Genomic DNA, 17,002 nt, shown 5'->3' with positions numbered 1-17,002 from the left:
CTAGGGCAATGCAGGGTCCCGAGTGCGTTCGCGTGGCTGCGGGACGGCCCGTCAGTCGGTGCCGAACTCCATGGCCGCCCGGTCGAGGGCGTCGTCGAGCTCGTCGACGTCCTGAGCGGCCGGGTTGGAGGCGATCTGGTCGGCCCCACCGGCCTCGAGCTGACCCATGATCTCGAGGTAGCCGCCCGAGAGCTGGTCCTGTGCGGCGTAGACCTCGAGCTTGCCGCGGCTGTCGGCGATGTCGAGGTTGCGCATCGTCAGCTGCCCGATGCGGTCGACGGGGCCGAAGGCGGCGTTCTCCGTGCGCTCCATCGACAGCTTGTCCGGGTGGTAGCTGAAGTGCTCGCCGACCGTGTTGACGATTGTCCAGTCCTCGCCGCGGCGCAGGCGCACGGTGACCTCACCCGTGACGACCGAGGCGACCCAGCGCTGGATCGACTCGCGCAGCATGAGTGACTGCGGGTCGAACCAGCGGCCCTCGTAGAGCAGCCTGCCGAGGCGGCGGCCCTCGGCGTGGTAGCTGGCGATGGTGTCCTCGTTGTGGATCGCGTTGAGCAGGCGCTCGTAGGTGAGGTGCAGCAGGGCCATGGCCGGACCCTCGTAGATGCCGCGCGACTTGGCCTCGATGATGCGGTTCTCGATCTGGTCCGACATGCCCAGGCCGTGGCGGCCACCGATGTCGTTGGCGGCCATGACGAGCGCCACGGCGTCGCCGCCGAAGTCGTCACCGTTGATGGCGACCGGACGCCCGCGCTCGAAGCGCACGGTGACGTCCTCGGTCTCGATGGCGACCTCGGGGTCCCAGAACCGCACGCCCATGATCGGGTCGACGATCTCGAGCGACTGGTCGAGGTGCTCGAGGGTCTTGGCCTCGTGGGTGGCGCCCCAGATGTTGGCGTCGGTCGAGTAGGCCTTCTCCGCGCTGTCCCGGTAGGGGAGCCCGCGCTCGGTGAGCCACTCGGACATCTCCTGGCGCCCGCCGAGCTCGGTGACGAAGTCGGCGTCGAGCCACGGCTTGTAGATGCGCAGACCCGGGTTGGCCATGAGGCCGTAGCGGTAGAAGCGCTCGATGTCGTTGCCCTTGAAGGTCGAGCCGTCGCCCCAGATCGAGACGCCGTCCTCCTTCATCGCCCGCACGAGCAGGGTGCCGGTGACGGCGCGGCCGAGCGGCGTGGTGTTGAAGTACGTGCGACCACCCGAGCGGATGTGGAAGGCGCCGCAGGCGAGGGCGGCCAGGCCCTCCTCCACGAGCGGGGTCTTGCAGTCGACGAGCCGGGAGAGCTCCGAGCCGTACTGGCCGGCGCGACCCGGGATCGACTCGATGTCGTCCTCGTCGTACTGACCGAGGTCGGCGGTGTACGTGCAGGGCACCGCCCCCTTCTCGCGCATCCACGCGACGGCCACGGAGGTGTCGAGCCCGCCGGAAAAGGCGATGCCGACACGTTCACCAACAGGGAGGGAGTTCAGTACCTTGGACACGGCCCCCACCCTAGGACGTGCGCGGCAGGGGCGACCACCGGGCTTCACCGACTGGTCACGTCGCAGACACGGCGAGGTCGCCGCAGGCACGACGAGCGTCCCTAGCGTCGCGCCCATGAGCCCACTTCGACTCGCCACCGGCGTCGCCTGCGCCGCCGCACTCCTCGTCCCCACCGCCGCGTCCGCCGCGCCGACCCTCGCTCCCGCGAAGGCCCCCGGGGCCACGAGCGCCTCCGACAACCCGGGGTACCGCGAGAAGGGCATGGCCGACCCGCTGGTGTTCGCCCACCGCGGTGCCTCCGGCTACCGTCCCGAGCACACCCTCGCCGCCTACGACCTCGCCGTGCGGCAGGGCGCGGACTACATCGAGCCCGACCTCGTCATGACCAAGGACGGCGTCCTCGTCGACCGGCACGAGCCGGAGATCGGCGGCACGACCGACGTCGCCGAGCACCCCGAGTTCGCCGACCGCCGGACGACGAAGAACCTCGACGGCACCCAGGTCACCGGCTGGTTCGTCGACGACTTCACCCTCGCCGAGCTGAAGACGCTGCGCGCCAAGGAGCGCCTCGGCGCCATGCGGCCCGGGTCTGCCTCCTACGACGGGCGGTTCGAGGTGCCGACCTTCGAGGAGGTCCTCGCCCAGCGTGAGGAGCTCTCCCGCTCGACCGGACGCGTCGTCGGGATCATCCCGGAGATCAAGCACTCGACCTACCTGCACGCGGAGGGCTTCGACCCCGAGGCAGAGGTCGTGCGCCTGGCGAAGAAGTACCACCTCAACCACCCCATGGCCCCGATTTGGGTGCAGTCCTTCGAGCTCACCGCGCTCAAGGACCTGCGCGTCGCCCACGGGTACAGGGGCAGGAGCACCTTCCTCACCACGGTCAAGGGCGGTCCGTACGACCTGCGCGAGGAGGGCACGACCTACGCCGAGCTGACCACCGCCGCGTCCATGGAGGACCTCTCGCTGTGGATCGACGGCTTCGGCCCGGAGAAGAACGCGGTCATCGCCCGCAACGCCGACGGCACCCTCGGCGAGCCGACCTCGTTCGTCCGCGACGCCCACGCCGCCGGGCTCAAGGTCACCCCCTGGACCTTCCGCGCGGAGAACACCTTCCTCCCGACCGACTACCGCAGCGGCGCGGACCCGGCGGCCCACGGCCGGATGGCCGACGAGGTCACCAGGTTCTACGAGATCGGTGTCGACGGGGTCTTCTGCGACCAGCCCGACATCTGCGTCGAGGCCCGCACGGACTTCCTCGCCGGCAGCTGACTCGGCCCCGCCGACGACTAGGTAAGGCTAGGCTTACCTCGACTCAACCGTCGAGGAGGAGCACGTGAACCATCCACCGGGTCTGGCCCGCACGGTCGTCGCATCCGCGAGCCACGTCGAGGTCGGGATCATGGGGCACAGAGCCCCGCTGGCCGCGCATGCCGTGGACGAGGGGGGCGCCCTCCTGTTCTCCCTCGGGGAGGCCGCACCCGAGTGCACCCACCTGGTCCGGCCCGGCACGTCCGGTCCGGTCGTGCACGCCGTGGCGACCGACGTCTCGGGCGTCGCGCACGCCGGGCGGGTCCGCGGCCGGGTGACCCTGTCCGGCCGGGCCGAGGTGCTGGCCGAGCCCGTCGACGTGGGACTGCGCGCCCACCTCGGTCTGGCGGAGCGATCCCTCGTGGCCCGGCTCGAGCCGACCGAGGTCACCCTCGAGTGGTCCGTCGAGAGCGGCAGGACCGCCCGGCCCGCGGTGGACGTCGACCCGGGGGACTACGCGGCCGCGGAGCCCGACCCGCTCGCAGGATGGGCGGACGGGTGGCTCGTCCACCTCGACTCCGCGCACCGGGACTCCCTGCGCGAGCTCGTCGCCGACGCGGTCCAGCCGGTCGCCGTCGTCCGACCGGTCCACGCCGACGCCGACGGCATCGTCCTGCGTGAGCACGTGGGGGTGAGCCGCCGGGACATCCGGGTGCCCTTCCCGCGGGCCGTGCGGTGCGGGTGCGAGGCGATCCAGGCGCTGCGCGTGCTCATCTCCGTGGGCACGCTCGGCTGACGGACGCCGTCGACCGCCGTCAGACCGGGGCGAGCGGCGTGTGCGGCCCGGACGGGAGGTCGACGCCGATCGTGTCGCCGGCGCGCACCGTCCCGCTCACCTCGACGACCCCCATGACGCCGGCGCGACGCGCGATACCGACGCCGTCGCCACGGCGCACGACGAGCCGGAGCAGGCCGGGGGAGTGCTCCTCGATCTGGCGGCACGGGTTGCGCAGCCCGGTGACCCGCACGACCGCCTCACCCATCCGCAGCCGGGTGCCCTCGGGCAGTGCGAGCAGGTCGAGGTCGCCGGTCAGGACGTTCTCGCCGAGCGAGCCCGGACCGAGGTCGTGACCCGCCGCGCCCGCCTCGTCGAGGAGCGCGGCCTGGATGAGGTGCACCTGGCGCAGGTTGGGCTGGTTGGGTTCCCGCCGCACGCGCGAGCGGTGCTGCACGAGGGTGCCGGCGTGGGCGTCCCCCCGGACCCCGAGCCCGGCCACGAGCTCGATCTCCTCGCACGGGGCCTTGCTGAACCGGTGCAGCTCGTCCCGGCTCACCGCGACGACGAAGGGGGTGCCCACACCCGTGATCCTGTCACGGGTGTGGGCACCCCCTTCGAGACGGCGCTGGCGCGCCTCCTCAGGGACCGTGCCGACGGCGCTGTGGCGTCAGGCGTCGCCTCCGGCGTTGCCGGAGGTGCCGGCGGTGACGTCGAGGAGGCGGTACGTGTCGGCCGCCTTCTTCGGGACGTCCTCGGCGACCCAGCCGCGGTCGGCGAGCATCTGCAGGGCGCGCACCGCCATCGACGGACCGTCGACGTGGAAGTACCGGCGAGCGGCGGCGCGGGTGTCGGAGAACCCGAAGCCGTCGGTCCCGAGCGCCGAGAACTCCTCGGGCACCCAGGGGCGGATCTGGTCCTGGACCTGCTTCATGTAGTCCGAGACCGCGACGACCGGGCCGACCGCGCCGTCGAGCGCCTGCGTGATGTACGGCGTGCGGCGCTCGCGCTCCGGGTGGAGGAAGCGCTCCTCGTCGCAGGCCATCGCCTCGCGCCGCAGCTCGCTCCAGCTCGTCACCGACCAGACGTCGGCGACGACGCCCCAGTCGTCGCGCAGCAGCTGCTGGGCCTCGAGGGCCCATGCCATGCCGACGCCGCTCGCGAGGAGCTGGCAGCGCGGCGGGGTGTCGCCCAGGCCGGAGGCGTCGCCGGCGGCGTAGCGGTACAGGCCCTTGAGCAGCGCGTCCACGTCCAGGCCCTCGGGCTCGGCCGGCTGGACGATCGGCTCGTTGTACAGGGTCAGGTAGTAGATCGCGTTGCGGCTCGGGTCGGACTGCGGGGCGTCGCCGCCGTACATCGTCTCCAGGCCCTTGCGCATGATGTGCGCGATCTCGAAGCCGTAGGCCGGGTCCCACGCCACGACGGCCGGGTTGGTCGCCGCGAGCAGCGGGGAGTGGCCGTCGGCGTGCTGCAGACCCTCGCCGGTGAGCGTCGTGCGACCGGCCGTGGCGCCCAGCATGAAGCCGCGCGACATCTGGTCGGCGGCCGCCCAGATCCCGTCACCGGTGCGCTGGAAGCCGAACATCGAGTAGAAGATGTAGACGGGGATCATCGGCTCGCCGTGCGTCGCGTAGCTCGTCGCCGCCGCGGTGAAGGCCGCGACCGAGCCGGCCTCGTTGATGCCGGTGTGGACGATCTGCCCTTGCTCCGACTCGCGGTAGGCGAGCATGAGGTCGGCGTCGACCGAGGTGTAGTTCTGGCCGTGGGGGTTGTAGATCTTCTTCGTCGGGAAGAAGGAGTCCATGCCGAAGGTGCGTGCCTCGTCCGGGATGATCGGCACGATCCGATCGCCGAACCCCTTCTCCCGCATGAGGTCCTTCAGCAGGCGGACCCACGCCATCGTCGTGGCGATCTCCTGCTTGCCCGAGCCCTTGGCCATCTGCGCGTACTTGTCGTCGCCGGGCAGCTGCGGGGTCTTGTACTCGACGCGGCGCGAGGGCAGCCCGCCGCCGAGCTTGTCGCGTCGCTCGCGCATATAGGCGATCGCCTCGTCCTGCTCGCCGGGGTGGTAGTACGGCGGCAGGTACGGGTCGGCCTCGAGCTGCTCGTCGGTGATCGGGATCTTCAGCCCGTCCCGCAGACCCTTGAGGTCCTCGAGCGTCAGCTTCTTCATCTGGTGGGTCGCGTTGCGACCCGCGAAGTGGGTGCCGAGGCCGTAGCCCTTGATCGTCTTGGCGAGGATGACCGTCGGCTGGCCGGTGTGCTCCATGGCCGCCCGGTAGGCCGCGTAGACCTTGTTGTAGTCGTGGCCACCGCGCTTGAGCTTCCACCAGACGTCGGCGTCGCTCCAGTCCTCGACGAGCTTGCGGGTGCGCGGGTCGCGGTTGAAGAAGTGCTCGCGCACGTAGGCGCCGTCGTTGGCCCGGAAGGTCTGGTAGTCGCCGTCGGGCGTCTGGTTCATGAGGTTGACCAGGGCGCCGTCGCGGTCGGCGGCGAGCAGCGGGTCCCAGCCGCGGCCCCACACGACCTTGATGACGTTCCAGCCGGCGCCACGGAAGTAGGCCTCGAGCTCCTGGATGATCTTGCCGTTGCCACGGACCGGGCCGTCCAGGCGCTGCAGGTTGCAGTTGACGACGAAGGTGAGGTTGTCGAGCTCCTCGAAGGCCGCCGTCTGGAGCAGGCCGCGGCTCTCCGGCTCGTCCATCTCGCCGTCGCCGAGGAAGGCCCACACGCGCTGCTGCGAGGTGTCCTTGATGCCGCGGTTGTGCAGGTACTTGTTGAACTGCGCCTGGTAGATCGCGTTCATCGGGCCGATGCCCATGGAGACCGTGGGGAACTCCCAGAAGTCGGACATCAGGCGCGGGTGCGGGTACGACGGGAGGCCGAGGTCGGTGCCGCCGGCGAGGTGAGCGGCCTCCTGCCGGAACCCGTCCATCTCCTGCTCGGTGAGCCGACCCTCGAGGAAGGCGCGGGCGTACATGCCGGGGGAGGCGTGGCCCTGGAAGAAGATCTGGTCGCCACCGCCGGGGTGGTCCTTGCCACGCCAGAAGTGGTTGAAGCCGACCTCGTAGAGCGTCGCGGCGGACGCGTAGGAGGAGATGTGCCCGCCGACGCCCACGCCGGGACGCTGGGCGCGGTGCACCTGGACGGCGGCGTTCCAGCGGATCCACGCGCGGTAGCGCCGCTCGACCTCCTCGTCGCCCGGGTACCAGGGCTCGTCGACGGGGGAGATCGTGTTGACGTAGTCCGTCGTCGTCAGCGACGGCACGCCGACGTTCTTCATCCGCGCGCGCTCGAGCAGGCGCAGCATCACGTAGCGGGCACGATCACGTCCCGACTCGTCGATGAGGCTGTCGATGGAGGCCAGCCACTCGGCCGTCTCCTCGGCGTCGATGTCCGGCAGGTGGGTGGGGATGCCGTTGAGGATGGGGCCGTCGCTGAGATGATCTGAGCCGGGCACGGGTGTCGTCCTTTCAAAAGACCGATCCGCCCGAGGTGACGGCGGACACAGCCATCCTCTCGCGCGGTGTGGCGGCTCACAAACCGGGGTCGATCTGCGAGATGCGCCGCGCGTGGGCGTAGGCGGTCGCGCGGTCCCCCCGGACGAAGCCGAGGAGGGTCAGCCCGGACCGCTCCGCGACCTCGATCGCGAGCGTCGTCGCGGCCGAGACGCAGGCGAGCACGGGGACGCCGGCGACGGCCGCCTTCTGCGCGATCTCGAAGCCCGCCCGGGAGGAGACGAGGAGGGTGTGCCCACGCAGGGGGAGACCCCCTTCGCGGGCCGCCCACCCGATGACCTTGTCCACCGCGTTGTGCCGGCCGATGTCCTCGCGGACGACGAGCAGCTCGCCGTCGGGTGCCAGCAGGGCGGCCGCGTGGACGCCGCCGGTGGCCTCGAAGACCTTCTGCCGAGTGCGCATCGCGTCCATCCCGGCGTGGATCGCGTCGAGCTCGACGCGGGTCTCGTCGGTGGACGGGCTGTGGGGGAGCGCGGCCAGCAGGTCGTCGACGGAGGTCGACCCGCAGACGCCGCACGCGCTCGTCGCGATCTCGGTGCGCTCGGTGATCGGTCGCCGCAGGGAGACGCCCGCGGCGAGCGTCACCTCGACGACGTTGAACGTCGGTGACCCGTCCGGGCCGGTGTCCGTGCAGTGCATCATCGTCGCGACCGCGTCACCGTCGGCGATCAGGCCCTCGGCGACGAGGTGGCCCAGCGCGAGGTCGAAGTCGTCACCCGGCAGTCGCATCGTCGTCGTCACGGTCGTCGACTCGGGGCGAAGGGGGTTGCCCCCGGCCGGCACGCCCCGGTCCGGCAGCGCCGCGACCCGGATCTCCAGCGGTTCCTCGACGGCGACGGACTCGATCCGTCGAGCCGGGCGCTCGCCCAGCCGCTCCACGCGCAGCCGCTGCGTCATGCGTCCCATCCGCCTGCCTCCTTCGGTGGCCACCTCCCTCCACCCTACGGAGAGGGTCTGGTGAGATGGAGCGGTGGACGACCCCGCGACCCCGCCCCCTCCGCCCGGACCGACCGTGCTCCCGCTGACCGGTGACCACGGGGCCCGCTGGCGCCCGGTCTCGCCCGCGCTGACGCACGTGCGCCGCGTCTCGACGACCGTGGTGATCGCCCCCTTCGTCATCGCCCTGGTCGTCTGCGCGGTGCTGCTCACGCGGTGGTGCGCGATCCCCGCCGTCGTCCTCGTGCTGCTGTGGCTGTGGCTCATGTGGCTCATCCCGCGGCAGGTCACCGCCGTCAGCTGGGCCGAGCTGCCCGAGGAGCTGGCGATCCGCAAGGGACGCTTCTGGCGGCACATGGTGACGATCCCGTACGGGCGGATCCAGTACGTCGACATCGTCTCCGGGCCCTTCAAGCGGGCGAAGGGGATCGCCGACCTCACCGTCAACACGGCCTCGCCGCAGAGCAGCGGCGACATCCCCGGGCTACCCGTCGAGGTCGCCGAGGAGCTGCGCGTACGCCTCGCCGCACGCGGCGAGGCGCAACGGGCCGGGCTGTGAGCGAGCCCGACGCGGACGGCTTCGTCCGGGTGCACCCGCTCTCGCCGTACGTGCGTGGCGGACTCGTCGTGCTCGCGGTCCTCGGCTACGTCGTCTCCCAGCAGGTGGACCGGGTCGCGGGGCTGCTCACCGACGCCCCGGGGGACGCGGGGAGCATCGGCTTCGGCCTGCTGCAGCTGGCGGGCGTGGCCGTCGTCGTGCTCGGCGCCGTCGCCCTCGGCCTCGTCTCGTGGTGGTTCACGCGGTACCGCCTCGGCGAGGAGAGCCTGGAGATGCACACCGGCGCCGTCTTCCGCCAGCACCGGCAGGTGCGCTACGACCGCATCCAGGCCGTCGACCTCGTGCGGCCGCTGCTCGCCCGCCTCACGGGGTTGTCGGAGGTGCGCGTCGAGTCGGCGGGCGGCGGGGACTCGCACGTCTCGATCGCCTACCTGTCGCTGCGGGACGCCGAGCAGGTGCGCGAGCGGCTGCTCGGGCTCGCCGACGCGGCCAGCGCGCCGGCCGTCGTCCGGGCCGTCCCCGAGGCCGCGGCGAGCGAGCCGGGCAGCGTCCCGCCGGCCCAGCGGGCCGTCGGCGAGCTCGTCCTCGCGATGCCCGTCTCGCGGCTGCTCGCCTCGATCGTCCTGAGCGGCGACGCCGTCCTCGTGGTCGTCGCGGCCGTCGTGGGTCTGGTGCTCACGCTGCTCGACCTCGCGCCGGTCGTCACCGGCTTCATCCCCTTCGTCATCCTCGGCGGGCTGCGCTCCCTGGGTCGGCTCGCGCGCTGGTACGGCCTCACCGTCACGCGCAGCGGCGACACCCTGAGCAGCCAGCGGGGGCTCACCGACACCCGCACCTCGACGGTGCCGCTGCAGCGCGTCCAGGCCGTCGCCATCAAGCAGCCGCTCTTCTGGCGGAGGGCGGGGTGGTGGTCCCTCGAGGTCAACGTCGCCGGGGCCCGGATCGGCTCGGCGAGCGAGTCGGCCGCCGACACCGTCCTCGTGCCGGTCGCGACGACGCCCGAGGTGCTCGCCCTCCTCGAGGTCGTCACGCGCGACCGCGGCACGACGGCGGAGGTGGCCGCGCTCCTGGACGGCACGCCTGCGGGCTTCGTCGGCCAGCCGGCGCGCGCCCGGTGGCTCTTCCCCTTCGCGCACCGGCGGATCGGGTACCTCGTCGGCGGCCGTGCCCTGGTCACCCGGTCCGGGTGGCTGGAGCGCCGGCTCGCGATCGCGCCTTGGGGTCGGGTCCAGTCCCTGACCGTCGCGCAGGGTCCGATCGCCCGCCGGCTGGACCTCGCCAGGGTCGACGTGGTGAGCACGGTGGGGCCGGTCAGACCGAGCGTCGCGGGACTGGACCGGGCACGGGCGGAGGGCCTGAGGGCGCTCACGGCGGAGCGTGCGCGGGGTGCGCGCCACGACGACGAGGGGACCGGTGGTTGCGATCCCGCGCCGGACACGATGGACTGTGACCGATGAATGATCAGCGAACAGCAGAGAGGACCAGCGTGGAGACCGGGGAGTCGACCTCAGGAGGTGAGCTCGCCACGACCGCCGTCGAGAAGCTGGGCTTCATGACCGGGCAGGTCGTCCAGGAGTACGGCTGGGACGACGACGTGGACGACGAGCTGCGCTCGGCCGTGCAGGACGTCATCGGCGAAGAGCTCGAGGACGAGGACTACACCGGTGTCGTCGACGCGGTGATCCTGTGGTGGCGCGACGGGGACGGTGACCTCACCGACGCGCTCGTGGACACCCTCGGCACGCTCGCGGAGGGGTCCTCGATCGTCCTCGTGACGCCGCGACCCGGCCAGCAGGACGAGGTCGACCCCAGCGAGGTCGACGAGGCCGCCAAGACCGCGGGGCTGCACACCTCCGGGTCCGTCATGTGCTCCGAGGAGTGGGTCGCGACCCGCCTCGCGGCACGCAAGGGTGCACGCTGAGCGCCCTCGCCGTCGGCGCCCACGCGCCCGACTTCACCCTGCGCGACCAGAACGGCCGCGACGTCACCCTCTCCGAGCATCTCGGCGAGCGGGCCGTGCTGCTCGTCTTCTACCCCTTCGCCTTCTCGGGCATCTGCACCGGCGAGCTCGGTGAGATCCGTGACGACCTGGGGCGCTTCGAGTCCGACCGGGTGACCACCTGGGCGATCTCGTGCGACCCGATGTTCAGCCTGCGGGCCTGGGCCGACCGGGAGGGCTACTTCTTCCCGCTGCTGTCCGACTTCTGGCCACACGGGGCGGTGGCCGACAGCTACGGCGTCCTCGACGAGGAGCGGGGGATGGCGCTGCGCGGGACCTTCCTCGTCGGCCCCGACGCTCGGATCGCCTGGTCCCTCGTCAACCCCACCGGCCAGGCCCGGGATCTCAGCGGCTACCACGAGGCGCTCGCGGCACTCGGCCAGGACGATCAGCCGGCCTGAGGCAGGTATCGTCCGCCACCATGAGCGACGACATCCTCGAGGTGGACCTGCTGGCCTTCGAGTCCGGGGACGGTGAGCGCGCCCGGGCCGTCGTCGACGGCCTGATGACGTCGCTGGAGACCGGCTTCGTCTACGTCAGGCACGACCTGTCCGAGGACCTCATCGACTCCGCCTACGGGATGCTCGAGGAGTTCTTCTCCGCCGAGCGCGAGGTCAAGGAGCAGTTCGTCGCCCCCGGCACGCACGGCCAGACCGGCTACACGGGCCTGCTCGTCGAGACCGCGGCCACCGCCGACGTCGCGGACTGGAAGGAGATGCTCAACTGGGGTCCCTCGATCCCGGCCGGGCACCCGCTGCGCACGCGCTACCCGCACCGCTACCACGACCCCGTGCTCCCGGAGTCGGCCGTCCCGGGCATCACCGAGACGCTGACGGCCTTCCACCGGTCGGTGGCTGACCTCCAGCGCCGCGTCCTGCGGATCATCGCCACCGGCGTGGGCGCGCACCCGGACTACTTCGAGAAGATGCTCGTCGACGGGCCCACGCTCTCCCGCGCGATCCACTACCCGGCGATGGAGTCCGCCCCGGACGCGCCGCACGTCTGGGCCGCCGAGCACGCCGACATCAACCTCATCACCGCGTTGCCCCGCGCCACCGCGGCCGGGCTGCAGGTGCGCCTGAAGGACAGCGGGGAGTGGGTCGACGCCATCGCCCCCGAGGGCGGCGCGATCATCAACACCGGGCTCATGCTCGAGGTCGTCACCAACGGCGCCATCGAGCCGGGCATCCACCGCGTCGTCGCCTCCCCCGGCCAGGACGGCGACCGGTACTCCGTGGTCCAGTTCACCCACCCGACGCCGTGGACCGTCCTCAGCCCGCTCGTGTCGACCGTGACGGACCAGACGCCGCAGCTGTTCTCGCCGATCAGCGCGGCCGACGCCCTCGACCTCGTCCTCTACGAGATCAACCTCATCGAGGACGCGCGGCGGCTCTGACGCACGACGTCCTCGAGGGCGGCGTCGGCCTGACACAATGACGGCCGGCGCAGTGAGGCGCCGGGGGCCTGTAGCTCAGGTGGTAGAGCACCGCGTTTACACCGCGGGTGTCGTCGGTTCGAGCCCGGCCGGGCCCACATGGAGACCATCCGGTTGCGGCACGTCCTCACGGCGCTCGAGGAGATGTACCCGGTCGACACCGCCCAGTCGTGGGACAGGGTCGGCCTCGTCACCGGTGACCCCGAGCAGCCCGTCCGGCGGATCCACGCCGCCGTCGACCCCACCCTCGAGGTCATCGAGGAGGCCCGCGAGGCCGGGGCCGACCTGCTCGTCACGCACCACCCCCTGCTGCTGCGCGGCGTGCACTCCGTCGCCACGACGAGCGCGAAGGGAGCGGCCGTCACCTCCCTCGTCGTCGGCGACGTCGCGCTCTACGTGGCCCACACCAACGCCGACGTCGCCGAGCCCGGCGTCAACACCGCCCTCGCGGCGGCGTGCGGCCTGACCGCCACCGAGCCGCTCACGCTCGAGGAGGGGCGGGCCATGGGGCGGGTCGGCGACCTGCCCGCGGAGGTCTCCCTCGCCCAGTTCGCCCGGTCCCTGGCGGCGGCGCTCCCGCCCGCACCGGCGGGGATCCGGGTCTCCGGGCCGGCCGACGGACGGGTCCGCCGCGTGGCCCTGCTCGGCGGTGCCGGCGACGGGCTCGTCGACGCGGCCGCGGCGGCCGGGGCCGACGTCTACGTGACCTCCGACCTCCGCCACCACCCGGCCCTCGAGGCCCGGGAGGACGCGACGACGCGGGGCGGCACCCCCTTCCTCGTCGACGCCGGCCACTGGGCGACCGAGTCGCTGTGGTTGGGGGAGATGCTCACCCGGCTCGGGGAGTCGCTCGCGGCCGCCGGGGGCGACGTGGTTGGGTTGGAGACCCACGTGAGCACCATCTGCACCGACCCGTGGAGCTTCACCGTCGGCGCACGACCCGACCAAGGAGACCCGCAGTGAAGGCAGACCCCTTCGTCCAGGCCCGGCTGCTGAAGCTGCAGGCGCTCGACACGCGCCTGCAGCAGATCGACCACGCCCGGGGCCGCGTGCCCCAGATCGCCGCCCTCAAGGAGGCGAGCGCCCGGCTGCAGACCGTCTCCGACGACGTCGTGCGCGTCGAGACGGGCCTGTCCGACATCCGCCGTGAGGTCGAGCGCGCCGAGTCCGACGTGCAGCAGGTGCGCGACCGCACCGCCCGCAACCAGGCTCGGCTCGACGCCGGCCAGGGCACGCCCAAGGACCTCACGGCGATGCAGCACGAGCTCGAGTCCCTCGCTCGGCGCCAGGCCGAGCTGGAGGACGTCGAGATCGAGGTCATGGAGCGCCAGGAGGGCGCCGAGGCCCGTCTCGCCGAGCTGACGAGCGCCCGCGAGGAGGCCCAGGCCGAGGTCGACCGGCTGACCGCCGAGCGCGACGCCGCGGTGGCCGAGCTCGACGCCGAGCGCGCGAGCGTGTCCGCGCCCCGCGCGGAGCTGACCGGCAGCATCGACGACCCGCTGCTCGCCCTGTACGACCGGATCCGTGCATCCTCGGGCGGCCTGGGCGCTGCCGAGTTCCAGCAGGGCCGCTGCGGCGGGTGCCGGCTCGAGCTGAACCCGGTCGACCGGGCCGCGATCGAGAAGGCGGCGTCCAACGAGGTCGTCCGTTGCGAGGAGTGCGGCCGCATCCTCGTGCGCACGCACTCCGACGACTGATGGGGCGCGCCCTCCGCGTCGAGGCCGACGGCGGGTCCCGGGGCAACCCCGGTGTCGCCGGCTACGGCGCACTCGTGCGGGACGAGGGCGGCACCGTGCTCGTGGAGCTGGCGGCGCCCCTGGGCACGGCCAGCAACAACGTCGCCGAGTACCGCGGCATGCTCGCGGGACTCGCTGCGGCGCACCGGATCTGCCCCGACGCGGACGTCGTCGTGGCGATGGACTCCAAGCTCGTCGTCGAGCAGATGTCGGGCCGGTGGAAGATCAAGCACCCCGACATGCGCGAGCTGGCGCTGCAGGGGCGGGACCTCGTCCAGCAGATCACCCGGGCCGGGGGGTCGGTCGAGTTCACCTGGGTCCCGCGGGCCGACAACGCCGATGCCGACGCGCTGTCCAACCGCGGCATGGACGGCGAGCACGTCGAGGACCACCACGGCAGCGAGCAGGCGGGTGACGACCTCTCCCCGTCCCGCGACGGGGAGCAGGAGCCGGTGCGCCCGCGCGCCGGACGCGGTGAGGCGACCCGGGTCGTCCTCGTGCGCCACGGCGTCACCGAGCTCACCGAGCAGTCCCGCATCGACGGTCGCGGCGGCCTCGACCCGGGCCTCACCGACGCCGGCCGGGCGCAGGCGGTCCGGGCGGGCGAGCTCGTCGCCGAGCTGGTCGGTGACGCCGAGGTCCGCGTCATCACCTCCGATCTGGCCCGGGCCCGGCAGACCGGTGGTGTCATCGCCGACCGTCTCGGCGTGACCCCGCAGGCGGACCCGGCCTGGGACGAGCAGTCCTTCGGCGACTGGGACGGGCAGGCCGTCACCGACCTCCTCGCCGCCCACCGCGAGGACTTCCGCGCGCTGCGCGAGGACCCCGGCTACGCCCGACCGGGCGGGGAGTCGCACACGCAGATGGCCGAACGCGTCCTCGCGGCCTGGGAGGCGGTCGTCGCCGGAGGCGGCACGGTCGTCATCGCCTCGCACCGCAAACCCATCCTCGTCGTCCTCGCCCACGTCCTCGGCCTGCCGCACGAGCGGCTCTGGCGCATCGCCGGCAGCCCGGGCTCGCTGACGGCCGTCGAGGCCTGGCCCGGTGGTGAGGCCGTCGTGGCCTTCACCAACCGCACGTGAGGAGCGGGACATCACCGACCTGCCCACCTGGCTGACCGCGTCCGGCCTCATCGGTGCCGCGCTCTTCGGCCTGCTGTCCGCCTTCTTCCCACCGCTCAACGCCGAGATCTACGCCCTCGCCGCGCCGGTGATCTTCCCCGACTCATGGCTGCTGCACGTCACCGTCATGACGATCGGGCTCGTCGCGGGCAAGATGACCCACTTCGTGGCGGCGGCGAAGGGAGCGGAGGCGTACACCCGTCGTCGGGAGGAGAAGGAGGCCCGGGAGGCACAGGTGGAGCGCACGCCTCCCGGCCCGGTCCGCGCGCGCCTCACCCGGTGGAGCAAGGCGATGATCGACGTCCTCGACCGTCCGCGGCTGGGCCCGCTCGTCCTGCTCGCCAGCTCGGGCATCGGCTTCCCGCCGCTCGCCGTGGTCACCGTCGCGGCCGGCATCAAGCGGCTCAACATCGTGGTCTTCCTCGTCGTCACGACGGCCGGGTGCCTCCTGCGGTTCCTGGCGACGTCGTGGCTCGTCAGCCGCGGCATCGACCTCGGCCACTGAGCGTCTCGGGTCCTGACCCCGTGTGCGTCGACGGTGGTCCCGGAACCTAACCTGTCCGTCATGACCCCGCCCGCAGACCTCACCCCCCAGCAGGCGTGGGAGCGACTCGGCAGCGACCCGCACGCGGTCCTCGTCGACGTGCGCACCCGCGCCGAGTGGTCCTTCGTCGGACTCCCCGACCTCACCGCTCTCGGCAAGCAGGTCATCCCCATCGAGTGGACGACCTTCCCCGAGGGCGCGCCCAACCACGCCTTCCTCGACGAGCTCCGGGCGAGCGTGCCGACCGAGGCGCCGGTCCTCTTCCTCTGCCGCTCGGGTGCCCGTTCGGCGGCCGCCCAGGTCGCCGCCGCCGCTGCCGGCTACGCCGAGGCGATCAACGTGCGCGAGGGCTTCGAGGGTGAGCTGGACGCGCGCGGCCACCGCGCGGTCAACGGCTGGAAGCAGGCCGGTCTGCCGTGGAGGCAGGGGTGAGCGCGGCCCCCTTCGGCCCGGGCAACCCGCGGCCCTACCTCGACCCGGAGGGGTTGTCCCCGCAGACCCTCGCCGTGCGCGGCGGGCAGGCCCGCACGACCTTCGACGAGACCTCCGAGGCGCTCTTCCTGACCTCCGGCTTCGTCTACGGCAGCGCCGAGGAGGCCGAGGCGGCCTTCACCGACGAGGTCGAGAAGTTCGTCTACTCGCGCTACGGCAACCCGACCGTCGCCATGCTCGAGGAGCGGCTGCGGCTGCTCGAGGGCGCCGAGGCCGCCTACGCGACCGCCTCCGGCATGTCCGCGGTCTTCACCGCCCTGGCGGCGCTGCTGGGGAAGGGGGACCGCCTGGTCTCCTCGCGCGGGCTCTTCGGCAGCTGCTTCGTCATCGTCGACGAGATCCTCCCGCGCTGGGGTGTCGAGACCGTCCTCGTCGACGGCCCCGACCTCGACCAGTGGCGCGAGGCGCTCTCCGAGCCGACGACCGCGGTCTTCTTCGAGACGCCGAGCAACCCGATGCAGGAGCTCGTCGACATCGCCGCGGTCAGCGAGCTGGCGCACGCCGCCGGCGCCCAGGTCGTCGTCGACAACGTCTTCGGCACCCCGGTCTTCTCCCGACCCCTCGAGCACGGCGCCGACATCGTCGTGTACTCCGCGACCAAGCACATCGACGGCCAGGGACGGGTGCTCGGCGGCGCGATCCTCGGGCCGCAGGACTACATCGACGGGCCGGTCAAGAACCTCATCCGGCACACCGGGCCGTCGCTGTCGCCCTTCAACGCCTGGGTGCTCCTCAAGGGGCTGGAGACGATGGACCTGCGCGTGCGGCGCATGGCCGAGTCCTCGCTCACCGTGGCGCGTGCCCTGCAGGAGCACCCCCGGATCCGGCGCGTGGTCCACCCGTGGCTGCCCGGGCACCCGCAGCACGAGCTCGCCCAGCGGCAGATGAGCGGTGGCGGCACCGTCGTGACCTTCGACGTCGTCGGGGCCAAGGCGGAGGCCTTCGCGGTGATGAACGCCCTGCGCACCGTCGACATCTCCAACAACCTCGGGGACTCGAAGTCGCTCATCACCCACCCGGCGACGACGACGCACCGCCGGATGGGCGAGGAGGCGCGAGCAGCGATCGGCATCACCGACGCGACCCTGCGCATCTCCATCGGCCTCGAGTCCGCCGACGACCTCGTCGCCGACCTCCGTCGCGCCCTGGGCTGACG

The 17,002-nt window shown here is 72.4% G+C and carries 17 protein-coding genes and 1 tRNA gene; 14 read left to right on the top strand and 4 right to left on the bottom strand.

Going from position 1 to position 17,002, the window contains the following annotated elements; genetic code table 11:
• Window positions 1-51: 51 nt before the first annotated feature.
• Entirely contained in the window at window positions 52-1,479 is a 1,428-nt protein-coding gene (gene argG, locus V3C34_RS12680; RefSeq protein WP_068423659.1) for an argininosuccinate synthase, read from the bottom strand.
• A 115-nt stretch (window positions 1,480-1,594) separates the two neighbouring features.
• On the opposite strand from argG, the gene V3C34_RS12675 reads away from it, so the two are divergent.
• Window positions 1,595-2,752 carry a glycerophosphodiester phosphodiesterase gene (locus V3C34_RS12675; RefSeq protein ID WP_346007328.1) on the top strand — a complete coding sequence of 386 codons (1,158 nt, stop codon included), beginning with the start codon at window positions 1,595-1,597 and terminating at the stop codon, window positions 2,750-2,752.
• A 64-nt stretch (window positions 2,753-2,816) separates the two neighbouring features.
• On the top strand, window positions 2,817-3,527 hold the full coding sequence (locus tag V3C34_RS12670) for a DUF2470 domain-containing protein (RefSeq protein WP_346007326.1): 711 nt from the start codon (window positions 2,817-2,819) through the stop codon (window positions 3,525-3,527).
• A gap of 19 nt (window positions 3,528-3,546) precedes the next feature.
• Here V3C34_RS12670 and V3C34_RS12665 read toward each other — a convergent pair whose 3' ends face one another.
• From V3C34_RS12665 to fdhD, 3 genes are all read right to left on the bottom strand, one after another.
• Window positions 3,547-4,089 (bottom strand): MOSC domain-containing protein, encoded by a 543-nt coding sequence (locus V3C34_RS12665; protein WP_346007325.1) that lies wholly within the window; start codon window positions 4,087-4,089, stop codon window positions 3,547-3,549.
• 87 nt (window positions 4,090-4,176) lie between these two features.
• A complete protein-coding gene (aceE, locus tag V3C34_RS12660; RefSeq protein ID WP_338537961.1) occupies window positions 4,177-6,966 on the bottom strand; it encodes a pyruvate dehydrogenase (acetyl-transferring), homodimeric type in 2,790 nt (929 codons plus the stop codon).
• Window positions 6,967-7,042: 76 nt separating this feature from the next.
• A complete protein-coding gene (gene fdhD / locus V3C34_RS12655) occupies window positions 7,043-7,930 on the bottom strand; it encodes a formate dehydrogenase accessory sulfurtransferase FdhD (protein WP_068323209.1) in 888 nt (295 codons plus the stop codon).
• Between the two features lie 64 nt (window positions 7,931-7,994).
• On the opposite strand from fdhD, the gene V3C34_RS12650 reads away from it, so the two are divergent.
• The 12 genes from V3C34_RS12650 to V3C34_RS12595 all read left to right on the top strand — a co-directional run bounded on the left by V3C34_RS12650 (window position 7,995) and on the right by V3C34_RS12595 (window position 17,000).
• Window positions 7,995-8,519: a PH domain-containing protein gene (locus V3C34_RS12650; protein ID WP_338537962.1), complete on the top strand. Its 525-nt coding sequence runs from the start codon at window positions 7,995-7,997 to the stop codon at window positions 8,517-8,519.
• Window positions 8,516-9,976, top strand: a complete 1,461-nt coding sequence (locus tag V3C34_RS12645; protein ID WP_346007323.1) for a PH domain-containing protein — start codon at window positions 8,516-8,518, stop codon at window positions 9,974-9,976. Before V3C34_RS12650 ends, V3C34_RS12645 begins: the two co-directional genes overlap by 4 nt.
• A 95-nt stretch (window positions 9,977-10,071) precedes the next feature.
• Complete coding sequence (locus V3C34_RS12640) at window positions 10,072-10,440, top strand: DUF3052 domain-containing protein (protein ID WP_068323478.1); 369 nt, start codon at window positions 10,072-10,074, stop codon at window positions 10,438-10,440.
• Complete coding sequence (locus tag V3C34_RS12635; RefSeq protein WP_371836283.1) at window positions 10,398-10,919, top strand: peroxiredoxin; 522 nt, start codon at window positions 10,398-10,400, stop codon at window positions 10,917-10,919. The genes V3C34_RS12640 and V3C34_RS12635 overlap by 43 nt, the downstream gene beginning before the upstream one ends.
• Window positions 10,920-10,939: 20 nt before the next feature.
• On the top strand, window positions 10,940-11,914 hold the full coding sequence (locus tag V3C34_RS12630; protein WP_068323215.1) for an isopenicillin N synthase family dioxygenase: 975 nt from the start codon (window positions 10,940-10,942) through the stop codon (window positions 11,912-11,914).
• 64 nt (window positions 11,915-11,978) lie between these two features.
• Window positions 11,979-12,051 (top strand) — tRNA-Val (locus V3C34_RS12625).
• 1 nt (window position 12,052) lies between these two features.
• Entirely contained in the window at window positions 12,053-12,916 is an 864-nt protein-coding gene (locus V3C34_RS12620; RefSeq protein ID WP_068323217.1) for a Nif3-like dinuclear metal center hexameric protein, read from the top strand.
• Entirely contained in the window at window positions 12,913-13,650 is a 738-nt protein-coding gene (locus tag V3C34_RS12615) for a zinc ribbon domain-containing protein (protein ID WP_338537964.1), read from the top strand. The genes V3C34_RS12620 and V3C34_RS12615 overlap by 4 nt, the downstream gene beginning before the upstream one ends.
• Complete coding sequence (locus V3C34_RS12610) at window positions 13,650-14,771, top strand: bifunctional RNase H/acid phosphatase (protein ID WP_068423585.1); 1,122 nt, start codon at window positions 13,650-13,652, stop codon at window positions 14,769-14,771. Before V3C34_RS12615 ends, V3C34_RS12610 begins: the two co-directional genes overlap by 1 nt.
• Complete coding sequence (locus tag V3C34_RS12605) at window positions 14,737-15,315, top strand: hypothetical protein (protein ID WP_346007321.1); 579 nt, start codon at window positions 14,737-14,739, stop codon at window positions 15,313-15,315. The genes V3C34_RS12610 and V3C34_RS12605 overlap by 35 nt, the downstream gene beginning before the upstream one ends.
• 60 nt (window positions 15,316-15,375) lie before the next feature.
• Window positions 15,376-15,786 (top strand): rhodanese-like domain-containing protein, encoded by a 411-nt coding sequence (locus V3C34_RS12600; RefSeq protein WP_068323225.1) that lies wholly within the window; start codon window positions 15,376-15,378, stop codon window positions 15,784-15,786.
• Window positions 15,783-17,000 carry an O-succinylhomoserine sulfhydrylase gene (locus V3C34_RS12595; RefSeq protein WP_169701835.1) on the top strand — a complete coding sequence of 406 codons (1,218 nt, stop codon included), beginning with the start codon at window positions 15,783-15,785 and terminating at the stop codon, window positions 16,998-17,000. The genes V3C34_RS12600 and V3C34_RS12595 overlap by 4 nt, the downstream gene beginning before the upstream one ends.
• The last annotated feature ends 2 nt before the right edge of the window (window positions 17,001-17,002 follow it).

It is taken from the genome of Janibacter terrae (genome assembly GCF_039636765.1).
Lineage (GTDB): Bacteria > Actinomycetota > Actinomycetes > Actinomycetales > Dermatophilaceae > Janibacter > Janibacter terrae.
This window is presented reverse-complemented; position numbering and strand designations above follow the sequence as displayed.

What these genes read in the sequence shown, in the direction of transcription:
- V3C34_RS12620 (WP_068323217.1), top strand. Translation starts at nt 12,053, where the DNA reads ATGGAGACCATCCGGTTGCGGCACGTCCTCACGGCGCTCGAGGAGATG.
- fdhD (WP_068323209.1), bottom strand. Translation starts at nt 7,930, where the DNA reads ATGGGACGCATGACGCAGCGGCTGCGCGTGGAGCGGCTGGGCGAGCGC.
- V3C34_RS12610 (WP_068423585.1), top strand. Translation starts at nt 13,650, where the DNA reads ATGGGGCGCGCCCTCCGCGTCGAGGCCGACGGCGGGTCCCGGGGCAAC.
- V3C34_RS12640 (WP_068323478.1), top strand. Translation starts at nt 10,072, where the DNA reads ATGACCGGGCAGGTCGTCCAGGAGTACGGCTGGGACGACGACGTGGAC.
- V3C34_RS12600 (WP_068323225.1), top strand. Translation starts at nt 15,376, where the DNA reads ATGACCCCGCCCGCAGACCTCACCCCCCAGCAGGCGTGGGAGCGACTC.
- V3C34_RS12630 (WP_068323215.1), top strand. Translation starts at nt 10,940, where the DNA reads ATGAGCGACGACATCCTCGAGGTGGACCTGCTGGCCTTCGAGTCCGGG.
- V3C34_RS12675 (WP_346007328.1), top strand. Translation starts at nt 1,595, where the DNA reads ATGAGCCCACTTCGACTCGCCACCGGCGTCGCCTGCGCCGCCGCACTC.